Origin of the sequence: Streptomyces eurocidicus (assembly GCF_002891295.1) — a bacterium.
GTDB lineage: Bacteria > Actinomycetota > Actinomycetes > Streptomycetales > Streptomycetaceae > Streptomyces > Streptomyces eurocidicus.
In genome coordinates, this window is sequence record NZ_LGUI01000012.1 from 69,408 (window position 1) to 83,042 (window position 13,635).

General features: G+C 65.9%; 14 protein-coding genes. 5 read left to right on the forward strand and 9 right to left on the reverse strand.

Annotation, left to right across the window (positions count from 1 at the left end; genetic code table 11):
• Positions 1–19: 19 nt before the first annotated feature.
• From AF335_RS29665 to AF335_RS34270, 3 genes are all read left to right on the forward strand, one after another.
• On the forward strand, positions 20–2,335 hold the full coding sequence (locus AF335_RS29665; RefSeq protein WP_146045640.1) for an Ig-like domain-containing protein: 2,316 nt from the start codon (positions 20–22) through the stop codon (positions 2,333–2,335).
• Between the two features lie 6 nt (positions 2,336–2,341).
• Positions 2,342–3,397: a hypothetical protein gene (locus AF335_RS34265; RefSeq protein ID WP_146045641.1), complete on the forward strand. Its 1,056-nt coding sequence runs from the start codon at positions 2,342–2,344 to the stop codon at positions 3,395–3,397.
• Positions 3,398–3,907: 510 nt separating this feature from the next.
• On the forward strand, positions 3,908–5,014 hold the full coding sequence (locus AF335_RS34270) for a hypothetical protein (RefSeq protein WP_146045642.1): 1,107 nt from the start codon (positions 3,908–3,910) through the stop codon (positions 5,012–5,014).
• 263 nt (positions 5,015–5,277) lie between these two features.
• On the opposite strand, the gene AF335_RS34925 is transcribed toward AF335_RS34270, so the two are convergent.
• The 3 genes from AF335_RS34925 to AF335_RS29685 form a co-directional block, all read right to left on the reverse strand.
• Positions 5,278–5,436 (reverse strand): hypothetical protein, encoded by a 159-nt coding sequence (locus AF335_RS34925; RefSeq protein WP_170127840.1) that lies wholly within the window; start codon positions 5,434–5,436, stop codon positions 5,278–5,280.
• A 146-nt stretch (positions 5,437–5,582) separates the two neighbouring features.
• Positions 5,583–5,777 (reverse strand): hypothetical protein, encoded by a 195-nt coding sequence (locus tag AF335_RS29680; protein ID WP_102921535.1) that lies wholly within the window; start codon positions 5,775–5,777, stop codon positions 5,583–5,585.
• An 11-nt stretch (positions 5,778–5,788) separates the two neighbouring features.
• Positions 5,789–6,640 carry a helix-turn-helix domain-containing protein gene (locus tag AF335_RS29685; RefSeq protein ID WP_102921536.1) on the reverse strand — a complete coding sequence of 284 codons (852 nt, stop codon included), beginning with the start codon at positions 6,638–6,640 and terminating at the stop codon, positions 5,789–5,791.
• A gap of 283 nt (positions 6,641–6,923) precedes the next feature.
• Here AF335_RS29685 and AF335_RS29690 point away from each other — a divergent pair, with 283 nt between their 5' ends.
• Entirely contained in the window at positions 6,924–7,412 is a 489-nt protein-coding gene (locus tag AF335_RS29690) for an ATP-binding protein (protein WP_146045643.1), read from the forward strand.
• A gap of 137 nt (positions 7,413–7,549) precedes the next feature.
• A complete protein-coding gene (locus AF335_RS29695) occupies positions 7,550–7,777 on the forward strand; it encodes a DUF397 domain-containing protein (RefSeq protein WP_102921538.1) in 228 nt (75 codons plus the stop codon).
• A 106-nt stretch (positions 7,778–7,883) separates the two neighbouring features.
• Here AF335_RS29695 and AF335_RS29700 read toward each other — a convergent pair whose 3' ends face one another.
• The 6 genes from AF335_RS29700 to mycP (AF335_RS29725) all read right to left on the reverse strand — a co-directional run bounded on the left by AF335_RS29700 (position 7,884) and on the right by mycP (AF335_RS29725) (position 13,633).
• Positions 7,884–8,189, reverse strand: coding sequence for a WXG100 family type VII secretion target (locus tag AF335_RS29700; protein ID WP_146045644.1), 306 nt, complete (start codon positions 8,187–8,189; stop codon positions 7,884–7,886).
• A 100-nt stretch (positions 8,190–8,289) separates the two neighbouring features.
• The gene (locus AF335_RS29705; protein ID WP_102921540.1) at positions 8,290–8,661 is read right to left on the reverse strand and encodes a WXG100 family type VII secretion target; all 372 of its coding nucleotides are present in this window, start codon (positions 8,659–8,661) and stop codon (positions 8,290–8,292) included.
• Between the two features lie 99 nt (positions 8,662–8,760).
• A complete protein-coding gene (gene mycP, locus AF335_RS29710) occupies positions 8,761–9,897 on the reverse strand; it encodes a type VII secretion-associated serine protease mycosin (protein WP_228773086.1) in 1,137 nt (378 codons plus the stop codon).
• Positions 9,898–10,073: 176 nt separating this feature from the next.
• Positions 10,074–11,522 (reverse strand): hypothetical protein, encoded by a 1,449-nt coding sequence (locus tag AF335_RS34275; protein WP_146045645.1) that lies wholly within the window; start codon positions 11,520–11,522, stop codon positions 10,074–10,076.
• An 11-nt stretch (positions 11,523–11,533) separates the two neighbouring features.
• Positions 11,534–11,989 (reverse strand): hypothetical protein, encoded by a 456-nt coding sequence (locus tag AF335_RS29720; RefSeq protein WP_146045646.1) that lies wholly within the window; start codon positions 11,987–11,989, stop codon positions 11,534–11,536.
• A 102-nt stretch (positions 11,990–12,091) separates the two neighbouring features.
• Positions 12,092–13,633 (reverse strand): type VII secretion-associated serine protease mycosin, encoded by a 1,542-nt coding sequence (mycP, locus tag AF335_RS29725; protein WP_146045647.1) that lies wholly within the window; start codon positions 13,631–13,633, stop codon positions 12,092–12,094.
• Positions 13,634–13,635: the final 2 nt, after the last annotated feature.

A 13,635-nucleotide genomic window follows, 5' to 3' on the forward strand; every position in this document is an offset into this window, starting at 1 on the left:
GCTCACGTACCACCAGGTCATGACCACGGACCTCGCTCTGCTGACCACGGCGGCCGCGCAGTGGGACGCGGCGGCGAAGGACATGGAATCCGTCCAGAAGACGTACAACAGCCAGGTCCGCAACGTAGGCATCGACGACCAGTGGCAGGGAGTCGCCCGCACCTTCGCCCAACTGGCCAACACCCGCACCTATGAGCAGTACACGGCCGCGGCAACCGAGGCCCGCGCGATCGCCTCACTGCTGCGGGACGCGCACGCGCAGTTCGTGGACCTGCGAGGCAAGCTCAAAGCGGCGGTCGCCGAAGCCGCCGAAAAAGACATGAAGATCGACGACAACGGCAAGGCGACCTGGACCAAGCGCAACGACCCCGGCGTGAAGAACGACCCCGACGCCGCGACCGCCATCCCCAAGGCCGAAGCTGCCTGGACCGAGCGCATAGCCGACTTCGTCCAGCAATTCGACGACGCCGACCAAGGCGTCAAGCTGGCCCTGGCGGCGGCCACGCAGGACTCCGACCCGAACGACGGGATCGACCACGGGTTCAACGCCAAGGCCGAGGGCGACATCGAGGTCGTCGAGGGCCGGCGCCAGGCCGAGCTGGCGACCAAGCTCAACTCCACGGGCCATCTCAATGACAAGGAGATGGCCGAGATGCGACGGCTCTTCCGCGACAACGGGAAGAACAAGGAGTTCAGTCAGACCCTGCTGAACACCCTCGGCTCGGCGAACACCATCAAGTTCACCAACAAGATGAACGACCTGGCCTATTTCGACGACAAGAAGCACAAGGACGACTACCTGAGCCTGGAAAAGGGCATGGCGGTCAGCCTCGCCACGGGCACGCGGGCTCCCGACTTTAAGGGCCAGGACGGGAAACCGCTGAAGTATGGTTCCGCCGCGTACACAAAGGCATACCAGGACTGGCTCAAGTCGCCTGACGCGCGCTTCTACAACCATTGGCGCGAAGACCTCAGAAAAACAGGCATCGATCAGTACAAGCTCAAGGCGGCCACCGAAAAGACCAACGTCATCGCGATGGGCCACGACCAGAAGGTCCGCGGCTACCAAGGTCTTCTGACGCTGATGCAGCAAGGCGGGTCCTACTCCCCACAGTTCTTGGCCGATGTCACCGACGACATGGTGGCCGCGGAGAAGAAGGACAAGAACCTCTGGGATCTCCACGGAACGTTCGAGGGGAAGAATGACGGCTGGTTCGCGAACGACCCCGTCGACGCCGCGCTCGGCATCATGAGCCGGGACCCCGACACGGCGACCGCCTACCTGGACCCCGGCGCGGGAGGCAAGGATGCCCAGCACCGGAACAACGAAAGACTGAACTACTTCCTCCACGACCGCGACTGGGACGTGACCAACACGACCAAATGGAACGGCAACATCGAGCACCGCGCCGGGGACACCGAGGACAAGGACAGCCGCGTGGGTCTCGGTGCGGCGCTCGAAGCCGCCGCCACCGGCCGCGAGCCGGGAAGCCCTGTCGGCAAGCCCGGCCCGCACAGCGAGGGGCAGGCGCGCGTCATGCAGGACACCATCGCCACTCTTGACCTCGAGAAGGGCGGGCAGAAGATCCACCCCAATCTTCAGCAGCCCGTAGGGCATGCCCTGGTCGACTACGTGGCCGACACTCACGAGATTTCCAAGGGGCGGATCGGGGAATTCGGACGCTCCGCAGGGAAGACAGATATCTGGTCCGACAACGGCCGCAGTCATATCACCGTCCCGCCGGACAGCCTCATTCGCGTCATGCGCGGCGCCGCCGAGAACGACTCCATCTTCGCCCAGCTCTACGAGGCAGAGCGATTCTACGGCGCGGAAGCTCTCGTCAAAGCAGCGAAGGAACCCGGCGTGGGGCGCGAGAACTGGGCCGTCCCCATTCAGGACACAGCAGGCGCTCTGGGCACACTCAATGCAATCGGTGCCGATAAATACCTGGACCAACGAGACGACAAGGCTCAATGGGCCAACGACATGTCGAAGCACGCCTATCACGTCGGCGGAACGCCGATCACGATGATTCCCATCGTAGGGGACGAAGCGCAGCGCGTACTGGACGAGGCCACCTACGCGTGGGCCAAGGACGTCATATCCGAAGCAGATCTAATAGCCCAGAAGAAGCTGGACGCAAACAGGGCAGCAGGAATCGACGGAACAAACGAACTCATTGACTCCTGGGCCAAGGAACGGAAGATACCGGCCAAGATTCAGACCAACGAGGAATGGCAGGAGAACCCGGCACTCGCCAATCTCAAGATGGCCGCCGGCCAGGAATCAGCCGTGCGGCGCAACAACGCACTCGACGCTCTCGGCAGGCATTGATCAATCATGGCTCTCTCGAAGAAACAGCGCCGCATCCGGAACATCGGGCTGCCGATCGTCGTCTGCATGGGAATCCTGGCCGGGTTGCACATAACGTTCAACACCAACACTTTTGGCCCCGACCGACCCTGCAACGGGTTGGTGAGCGCCCAGGACATGCAAGACGCGGCGGGAGGGTCGGGGCGTTTGTCTTCACGCCAGCACCCCGCCTCAATCGGGCATGACGAAAATGAATTCACCTGCACGACTCGAGTCAAAAATTCATTGCCTGGCCGCAATAACATAACGATCGATATCCGCGCCGAAGATACGGCAACGGCGGACTTCCCCTTCTCCATACCAAACTGGGGTCACACAACGCCCGACATGGCCTACTTCAACGGCGGCGGCGTCTCCGATACAAACGGATGGGTCCTCCTCCCGGAAAAATGCTGGAGCAGCAAGTCCCGCTCCAATCCTCGGAACTCCGCGGTCCGCAGGGTCGTCACGATCAATATTGCCGATGGGCACGGAGACAGTTTGAAGGTCGCCCGACTCCTCACCAATGCCGCGAATTCTGTGGCTGAGAAATCAGGGTGCGCCTCCCCCGAAACACCGGTTCCCAGCGAGCTGCAACTCCCCGCGAAGCCTCGGCAAGCTGAGCCGGGCGCGGCTTGCGCGCTGCCCGGCTTCAAGTTGCCGGAAACAATTTCGTCTGAGGTCCTCACACCTTGGGAGAGTCGCACGCAGGACTTCTCTTCCACCTGGCTGTGTCACCTGAGCAAGGAAAACGAGGGCACTCCCTTTACCAGTTTCGCAGTGTCTCAGGACCCCCGGCTCGTCGCGAGCCTTGCCCAGGCTGTCGGCACCGGGAAGGTCGGCACAGGATGGCAGGCACGTGGCCACATCGGGAAGGTCGTAGCGAACTGTGCGGGGAAAGAGACGTTCTTCGGAATGAACTCGTACGCCGCTGGCTGGACCAATGCTGAACACGAAAGACTCCTCCCTGACGACCGCGCCCTCTTCGTATCGTTCGTGAAGGCAGCCAGCGAAAAACTGGGCTGCGCGAAGATAACCCCGTAGACTTCGGCGGCGAAATCCGGTGAGCGCAGGCTGGCGGGGCCAAACCACTGACTGCCTTCACCGAAGAAGCCCCAAGGAGACACGGGTGCTCGAACCTGACCACTCCACAAGATGAGCGAATATCCGATGCAAATCCAGATATCACCCTCGGAAGATAACTCTTCCACAGGTAGCGGAAGAAGAGCTCGCAAGGTCAGCACGCTCCTGCTCGGGATGCTTTCAGTCGGGGCCGCCCTGTCCCTTCTCGTACCGGTCGAGTTCGACAGGACTCGCGGAATATTCGAGATGGAAACCACCCACCTGAGGTGCGGGTCCGTCGTTTTCCCGCGAGAAGAGACGGGTGCCACTGCCTATAACGTCGAATGCGGCACCGCCCGTACGCAGCGCTTGGGGTACGCCGGCCTGTCCTTGGCTGCGGGCGGTTTGGTGGGAGCATTCTGTCTGGCCAGGCGTGGTCGGCACGACCGTCCCGGGCAGGACTTCCGGAACGGCAGCAGTGAGGTGAGCTGAATGTTCCGCCGAAATTCTGACCAGGCACTCTCCAGACGTACGAAGGTCGTTTCCGTCGTCTCCGTGGTAGGTATAGCGGTCGGCGGAGCTCTGGCTGTCTTCGCTTGGAACCGTGCGGACGAGACCACCGCCCGTGAGACTTTTTGCTGGAACAGCCTGTCCAGGGAGGATGTCGCCTCGGTCGGGGTGAAAGGATCGGGCTACTCGTCGCAGGACTCCCAGAGCCCGGCCGACCTCACCCTGACACAGCTTTGCCAGGTCTCCACCAGACCTGACGCCACGGTACCCACGTTCGCTCTGAAGTACGGCGGATCCTCGTCCGACTGGCCCTACGGAACCCGCTCGAACTCCAGCAACATGGGTCAGTACGTCCAGCGCTTCCCCCTCGGCAACGGACTCAACGGCTGGGCCGGCCACAATGAAGCGGCCGTGTGGCTTCCTGATGCCTGCAAGCGTGCGGCAAAAAGCAACGGCAACCCTGTACAGGTGACGCTCACCCTTGGAGACAATCAGGAAGACACCTGGGGAGCACAGGAGACACGGACACGGATGGGCCGGGTGCTCATGAAGGCCGCCACGACCTTGGCCGGAGAGCTGGGCTGCTCTACAGAGGGTTTCACCGCGCCCGGGTCGACGCCAAAGCCGCCCGCCGAGCGCAGAACACCGCTCGATCATGCCTGCGGGCTCGCCGGTTTCTCCCCTCTCCGGGAAAGGGCCTCCACATCGGACGTCCGGGAGATTGTGTCCGGGGACGACTACCGGACGTGGAGTTGCGTCCTCCAGCAGCCCGACGGACTACGCCTGGCCGCGTTCAGCGTGACCACCAATCCCCAGTTGGTCGGCGAGTACGCCCGGAAGGTGTCTCCGAACAAGCCGGGCGACGCTCAGTGGAACGGTGAGAGTGCCGTTGCCGATCGAAGCCCCTCCGTACTGGTGGGATGCAAGGACAGCCAGGCCCTCATTCGCGTGTCCTACCCGGACAGCAAGGAAGAAGCGGAGGACCACCGGCGGGCAGCGGAACATCTCGCGCCTCAGCAGGATCTGTTCGAGGGCTTCGCCCGGGCAGTGACGAAGCGGATGGGGTGCGAACTGCCGACCCACGGCTGACCCCATCTGACGGGGAGCAGGTGACGCCCCGGCGCCAGGCTGATGTCGCCTGGGGCGGATGCCGACGCGCAGGAACCGTGAGGGACTCGGGTGGGCCCTTCCTTGGATCGGGACTCTCACGGACGCAAGATCCGCCTGCTCACCACGGTTCGCCCGAGCGAGGACAACACGGCTGCCGCCTTGCGCATCGCTGCCTCCATGGCCAACAAGGCATCCGAAAAGCTCGGCTGCGGCGCAAAGCCGCTGCCCCTGCCGAAACACACTCAGCCCGAGGAGTCGGCCGCGGTTCCGTTGAAGGACGCGGCCGGCACGATGTGCGGATGGCTGGCCGACGCCCCGCTCCCCAAGAACGCGTCCGGAGAGCCCTGGATGGTGGTGGCACCTGCCGGCGACCAGGCTCCGATCACCAGCTGCCGGCTCATAGATGGAAAGGATGCGATCTGCGCACACTGCTCGTCACGTTCGCCCAGAACCAGGCGAAACGGCACGGCTGTACGGATCTTTCGCTCCCCAGCGAGGAGACCCGGCAGCGCTTGCAGCGATAACTGGGCGCCCGGGCCACGGTCTCTCAGAGCAGGTGGTCGAGGTCTCCGCGCTTCGCGGCCTCGATGAGGTTGCGGAGGCCCTCGCGGGTCGTGACGACCAGTTCCTTGGGGCGGGTCGTCTCTCTGAGTATGGGAGTGCCGTCTGCGGCGTGGCCGATCTGGATGCATGCGTTGCCGCCATTGCCGCAGAAGGGTTCCTGCCACTGGATCTCGTACATCTCGGAGCCTTTCAGAGCTGCTGAGCGATCGCGTGGATGAGCTGGCGTGAGTCTTCCTCACTGAGTGCGCTCAGCTCCATCTTGCTCAAGAGCTCCCGGTAGTTGGCAAGCTGCATTCCGGAGTCGATGAACACGGAGCCGTGCGAGGCGTCCAGTTGCACCGTGTCGAGCTCGGTCACCGGACCGTGCGCGTAGAGGATCGTCTGACCGGCTCCCGGAAAGCCGCCTGCCGTGAACGGGATGACCCGAAGGCTGACGTGGTCACGCTCGCCCGACTCCAGCAGATGCTTGAGTTGGGCGCGGGCGACGTCGCGGCCGCCGAACTGCATGTGCAGCGCGCTCTCGTGAATGATCGCGTCATAGGCGGGCGGGTCGTCCCGATCCAGGACCTGGCGCCGCTCCAACCGCTGGGCCACTCGCAGGCGTGTCTCCTCTTCCGGGAGCTGAGGGATCACCATCTCGAAGAGAGCCCGCGCGTGATCCGCTGTCTGGAGCAGACCGGGGACGTGGGACGTCAGGGCGTTACGAAGCCGCAACGCATGCCACTCCAGCTCGGCGATGTCCAGGAAGTGGGCGGGAAGTGCCCCTCTGTACTGCTCCCACCAGCCCTTCGTGTGGTCCTGCGCCATGTCGGCAAGAGCCTGCACCAGGCCGGCGTCGGGGCAGCGATAGTTGCAGGCGAGTGTGCGCACGCGGGCGGCGCTGATGCCGAAGCGTCCCGCCTCCGTGTTGGAGATACGGGTGCGGTCGACCCCGAGCAGGGCGGCAGCGTCCGACGCCGACATGCCCGCCTGCTCGCGCAGCTGCCGCAGCGCGGCTCCCAGGCGCCTCTGACGGATGGTCGGGTTGCTCCTCGGTGGCATGGGTCCCCTTCCTGAAAACCGGCACCAGTCTGCCCGTCGCGAAGCGGCCGGATCCAGCGGTTACTGGAGTAGCACAGGGTTTCCGGTGAGTAGGTAGCACAGGGCTTCCTTCTGCGCTACCTTCGGTGTTGCCTAGCTCACACGCCGTGGGGCCGGAAGTGCACCGCGCGAGCATGCCCACCTGCCCTGGGGTGGGTGCGCCCGCGCCCAGGGAGGCAGGCCACCGGTAGCCGCGTTCGCGTGCGAGCACTCCTTCACCCGCTGAGCGCCCGGAGTGACGCGCATGAGCCACAACACCCCCTGCCTATCCCACCTGATGGGGACGTCCGCCCCCTTCGAACCCGCCCCCGGAAACCTGAGCTACTCCCTCGGCCTGCCCTCCGACGCGTACAGCCTCGGCATGGCCCGAACCGTCGTACGGCGCGTCCTGTGCGAGCACGGGCTCGCCGGGATGGCCGAGCTGGGCGTGCTCGCCACGTCCGAACTCCTCGCGAACGCCTGCCTGTTCACGCCCGGCAAAGCGGCGACCCTCTCCGTCCGCTGGCGGTTCGGCGTCCTCCGCCTGACCGTCTTCGACGAGCACCCCCGGCACCCGGCCGGCCTGCGCGAGGCGTGCCGAGCGCGGCGGAGAGCCGCTCTGTCCACGCTGGACGCCGTCGTCGACGCCTGCGGCGGCATCTGCGGCCTGGACGAGAGCGCGGCACCGCTGGGCGGCAGCAAGATGTGGGCCGTGTTCTCGCGGGAGGCGGCAGAGAATTACGCCCTGCTCTGAGGGCCTTGTTCGAACCGGGTCTGCGGCTCGCCGGTCCGGAGTACGCTGCTCACGGATTGTCCGCGACGCACGTCAACTCGCTTGACGATGTTGCACTCCGGCGAAATTCGCGCACCGTGAAAGGCGGCCCCTGACCGATGGACGAACACGAGAAGGCCGAGCTGTACGCCATGGACATCTCGGGCGCCGAGTGGCTGAGCGCACCCGACGCCACGACGGAGGAGCGCGTCGAGATCGCGTACCTTCCGGGTGGCGCGGTGGCGATGAGGTCGTCCGCCGACCCGGAGACCGTACTGCGGTACACGGAGGCCGAATGGCACGCGTTCGTGCTGGGCGTACGGGACGGCGAATTCGACCTGACCTGAGTCGTACGGGATCCACGGGTCCCGTACGGCGGTACGCGAACGGGGGTGGGAAGCCGGTGGCCGGCTCTCCCACCCCCGTTCGTCGAGGGTCACCGCTTCATCGGTATCAGTAGCTGATGTCGAAAAGCGTCGAAGCCTTCTTGTCGGTCGCGTAGTAGTGCTCGCTACCGGTCATGACGAGCTTCGCGATCTCGTCCAGCGTGGTCTGGATGTGCTCGCTCCGCTGCCGGAACATCGCGTTCGCGCTCATCATCATCTGGTGGGCCTGGCCCTCCCAGCCGTGCGCGACATCGCTGACGGCCTTCTGCATGGCGTCCAGCTCCTGCCGGATCACGCCTGCGGCCGCCCGGATGTCCTTGGCGGTCTCCGAAAGCGAGCCGTAATGAACGACAAGTTCGCCGTTGTCTGCCATGTCCCCACCCTCTGTGGTGTCGTCATCCAAAAATCGGCGCTCACCGCCGCGCCTCGGCCGCGGCTCCCGCCTTCACCCGGACCGGGGTCCGGGCCCGTACTCAGTACTTGTCGATCCCGCTGGTGGGCGTGTGCTGCCCGCCACCGCCGCCGCCCGCCGGAGCGCCGGCCGTGTCGACGCCCTTCATCGTGGCGGCGATCTCCGCGTCCGTGGCACCGGTGGAACGGTGCGTCAGGACAACGGCTTCACGGACCTGGTCGACGAGGCGACGCACGCGGTCGTGGTCGTCGTTCAGGTCCATCTGGGCCTTGCGGAAGGCGCGGTGGGCGTCACCCTTCCACGAACCGCCGTCGAGCGTGGCGATGACGTTCGCCAGCTTGCGGAGGTTCGCCGAGAAGTGGCCGGTGGTCAGATCCATGGCGTCCGTGAATGCCTTGAACGCCTTGTCATCGACCTTTTGCTTGTCTGTCATGTTCCACCTTTCCCCACGAGGGGTTTTTTCTTGGGTGCGTGGTTGGTGCCGACCGGGGCAGCGGGCTTTCGCCTTCGCCGGCCAGCCATCCGGGAAGTATCACTGTCCGGGGCCGGGCCCCGGGCCGTACGGGGGTGAGGGCGTGGGCGCGTACGGATTCGGCGCGGCCGCTGCGCGCTTGCGTCGCCGGACGAATACGGTGGCGGCCACCGCCGCGACGACTGCGGCTCCCGCGCCGATGCCGATCCAGAGGGTGCTGTTGCCGCTGTCCCGGCTCTCGGCCGCCTTCTCTTCGGGGGTCGGCGCCTTGGCGTCGTTCTTCGCCTTCGGGGATGGCGCGGTCGAGGGCTTCGCGTCCTTTTCCGCAGCGGCGAGGAGGGGGTTGACGTCGGCGGGGCCCGGGTTGCCTTCACCATCTACAAGGACCTTGCGGGGGCGGACGATGCCGTAGCCGATGTAGATGCTGGGCACCTTTCCCGTGGTGGGCTTTCCCGCCGTGTCCATCATGACCCGGAGGACCTGGTTGTTGGTCCAGTCGGGGTGCTTGGACCAGATGAGGGCGGCGGAGGCGGAGACGACGGCGGTGGCCTGACTGGTTCCGTCCCCAGCGCAGAAACCCTTGCTCTTGGTACAACGCCCCGGAATCTCAGCTCCGGAAGCAGCAAGTGCCACGTTGCTGGCACTGTTCGACCATTTGGTCACCGTCCCCGAACGATCCACCGCGCCTACCGAAACAACCCCGGGGAGCGCCGCAGGGTAGTGGGGAAAATTGACTTCGTCACCGTCGTTGCCCGACCCCGCGAAGATCAAGCTACCTTTTTCGAGGGCGTATTTCACAGCGGACGCAGTCAATGGAGCCTGGCCAGCTTCCGCGGGGCCAGCCATAGAGATGTTGATTACTCGTGCACCGTGGTCCGCTGCGTAACGAATCGCTCTCGCCCAGAGCGGGTCATCGGCGTCGGCTGTGGGATCCCCCGCTGTTCTCACGGGAAGAATCTTGGCTCCAGGAGCGAGCCCTTGGATTCCTTCTCCAACGTCCCTGCCAGCGATCATCGCGGCCATGTTCGTGCCATGCCCGTTCTCGTCTTCGTTGGCGCCTTTCGGCTTGTTGGAAACGTCTGTGCCCGGCAAGACCTGCCCGTTCAGCTCCGGGACAGAAGAATCAACACCCGTGTCGAGGACCGCGACGGTCACGCCTTCTCCCCGGCTGACCTTCCACATGTCATCAGCCTGCATAGCGTCCAGGTACCACTGCCTTGCACGCATATCCTCTGCAGTCGCTCGTGGTGCACCGCCACCGAGCAGCACGGCTACCGCACCGATCAGTGGCAAGGCACATCGCAGCGCTCTGCCAGGCAGGTACGGCATGGGTCGGCAGCCTCCTTGGGGGCGCGAAGATGGCATCAGCGGTACTAGTCGATGACGGGTGGGACGGTCCCGCGGTGTCCCTCTGTCCACGTTTCCTCGTCCTCTACGAGGTACTCGGGCCTCTTCCCGGTCCAACGCCGAGCATCCTTGGGCGAAGGGACGCCGGGGTGTGGCAGAGCGCCCATTCCTGGCCCGCCCCGTACGAGTCCTGTGCCGCCCGGAGTGAATTCCGCCGTTCCTCCGCGCGGCGCACGTGGGACGCCAGCTGCGCCACCAGGCTCGGTGGCCAACCTGCGGCCAGCGGCTGGGTTCCGGGCGCCTGAAGCCCCGCCTCCAGGCATACCTCCGAAGCCGCCCATGCCCATGGGGCCACGACTCGCCGTGGCACGCTCCTCTCCGACGACCGTGCCACGGGGCATGTTCGGCGCAACGGAACCAGGCGCCGGGCGAGCTGGGATACCACCCACAACCCCGTCGCGTGAGCCGGTAGGCGGAACTTTCCCGGACCAGGGCCTCGCCGTTCCGCCCTCAGGGGGCTGTCCCATGTCGAACCGTCGGCCCGGCCCGGCTCCTTCTCTGCCTGCGTAGGGAACGCCAGGCAGGCCAATGTGAGGCCCTGCCGAAAGTGGCGGTACAGAGGGGTCTCCCGGGTATCGGGGGATATCCGAAGGGGGGCGTGAGATCTCCGGCTTAGTAATGACATCCGGAGACGGAGCCGGTCCCGAAGAGTCGATGTTGGTGCCCGAGATGTACCGGGGCTCCGGCAGAGGAGCCAGATGCTCCGTCCCAGAGCCTGAAGACACGTTGATCCCAGGAAGCCTGGTCACGCCTTCGGGCCCCTGGTGCGGCGCTACAGGCCCGCTTCCCATGGAGCCGACAGCGTCGGAAAAGGCCGTACGGCGAGCTCCCGCCCCAGCGCCTGCGCCTGCGCCTGCGCCTGACGATCCGCTGCCTCCTGAGGGCGGCGATGCGAACTCCTGCTCTCGTAGACCCACGGAGTCCTTGAGCTGGGGCGGCAGCCCGAACCTCGGCTCCTCCAGCTTCCTGAGGTCCTCGTTAACAATGCCGTAGTAGTTGTCCAGCCCGACCAGCAGATCCGCGGCCTCGTCCCGCTTCTTCAGCCGCGCCTTGTCCTTCTCCGGATCCGCGTAGCACATCATGTCCGGCTGCGGCATGGCGGACTTGGCCTTGGCGAGGCCCTCGCCGGCCTTCTTCATCGCTTCGCCGGCGGATGACACGTAGTGGGCCAGCTTCGTGGTCTGCATGACCGTCTTCTCGCCCCACGTGTGGAACGCCTTGCCGCCCTCGCCCTCCAGCTTGACCTGGGTGAAGTACACCTTGAGGTCTTTGCTGATGGAGTCGAGCGCGCCGAATGCCTCGGCCAGCGCGTGTGCGACATCGCTCAGCCGGTCGGGCTTGGAGTTCGCCACCATCGCGTAGAGCTGCTCGTGGCTGTAGTGGTCGAACTTGCCCTTGCTCTTGTCGTCGCTCATCTACTGATCCCCTAGAACCCGCCGCCGCCTCCGCTGGTGCCCCCGCCCCCGGGGGCATCCCTCTTCAAAGCGGCGGCCCGGTCACGCTCGTACTCCTGCGTACGCTTCTGAATGGACCGCAGCTTCTCCGCCTCTTCGGCGTCGATGCCGTCGTACCCGCGCTCGGCGATCACCGCCGCGAGGCCCGTCGCCTCCAGCTGGTCGCCGAATACCTTGGACAGCGCCAGCAGCCGTTCATGAACCTTGTCGTACAGGCCCGCCAGGTCCTTCGCCGACCCGAATCCGACACCGAACGCATCCACCGGCACCTTCTGGTCGCCCATGGACTTCGACGAAGCCTTCGACTTCTCCAGCTTCTCGACAGCCGCGTCGATGCGGCCCTGGAACGACTTCAGCGTCAAGGGCTCTTTGGCGAGCTTGCCTTCCCCCGACGGCGTGTACCCGCTGCCCTGATCCTGCCCTGTCACCCCGACCCCCTACCCGTGTAGCCCCCAAGGAGCGCCACAGTAACTGTAGTCACTGACATCCAGCGCCCCAACTGGATACCCGTCAAGACCGTTTGACGGGCGTCACACGCTCCGTGAGGAGGCGCGGCGGCGGTGGTCGCGGAGGACCACCGCCGTGCCGGCGATCACCGCCACCAGGACGCCCGCGCCGCCCAGGGCGTACGTGGCCAGGCGCTCCTGGCGTTCCCGGGGGGTCTCGCCCAGGGACAGCGGGGCCGCTTCCGGGGCGTGGACCGTGCGGGCCGTCACCTTGTCCGGGGTCACCTTGTCGACCGGGTGGGCGTCCTCCGTGAGGGCGCGGACCGGGTCGATGACGCCCCAGCCGACGTAGCGGTCGTGGTCGTTCGTGGCGCGTTCGGCCGTCTGCTCGATCTGGGCGACGACCTGGTGCTGCTTCCAGTCCGGGTGCTTGGCGCGGATGAGGGCGGCGACGCCGGCGACGTACGGGGCGGAGAAGCTCGTGCCGTTGTCGACGCACTGGCCGCCGAGCGGGACGGTCGAGACCATCTCGACGCCGGGCGCGGCCACGCCGATGAACTCGCCGGGCTGGGAGAAGACGGCGCGCTCGTTGTTGCGGTCGGAAGCGGCCACGGCGAGGACGCCCTTGTACGCGGCGGGGTAGGTCTCCTTGACGTTCCCGTCGAGGCCGTCGTTGCCCGCCGAGGCCACGACGACGATGTCCTTCGCCAGGGCGTCCTTGACGGCCAGTTCCAGGTCGGAGTCGGGGAGGAGCGGCTTCGAGGTGTCCTGCGAGATGTTGATGACGCGGGCGCCCGCCTCTACGGCGTGCTTGATGCCCTCGGCGAGGGTCCGGGACGTGCCCGTGCCCTTCTCGTCGTTCTGCCGGATCGGGATGATGACCGACTCGGGCGCGATGCCGACGAATCCGCTGCCGGCCGACGGGCGGGCGGCGATGATGCCCGCGACCTTCGTGCCGTGGCCGACGAGGTCGAGCGTGGGATCGCGCGGTACCTCCGGGGTCTGCTTCTCCTTTTCCCGCTGCTTTTCCTTCTCCCGTTCCTTCTCTCGCTCCTTCTCCTTCTCTTTCTCCTTTTCCCGCTCCTTCTCCTTCTGCCGCTCTTCCTCCTCCTTCTTCTTCCTCTCCTCTTCCTTGCTCTTCTCCGATGCCTTCGGCGTCGGCGACGGGGTTCCCGAGGGCTTGGCCGACGGCTTCTTCTCGGGGCTCTTCCTGGCCGGCGTCGTGGGGTCGTCCTTCGGGCCGTCCTTCGAGGCCGCCCTGACACCCGCCGACCCGTCCTGGGCCTGGGCCCCTTCCTTCATGCCGGCCAGCAGGTCCACCCCGCTCTTGACGTCGACGGCGTCCTTGAGCTGCGGGTTCCTGACGTCCACGCCGGTGTCGATGACGGCGACGCGGACCGGGTTGCCCTGGGCGTCCTTGCCCTTGGTGTCCTGCCACAGCCGGTCGAGGAGGATCCGCTGGAGCGACCAGGGGGTGCCCTGGATGGTCCTGGCGGGGTAGCTCGTGCACTCGCCGCTGCCGTCCAGCGACAAGGGGGCCGCCGACGCCGCCACGTGCGGGCCCGTCAACGTGGTGAGGACGGCGGCCGTCAGGGCGACGGTGACCGAGGTCGTGGTGCGTGGCATCG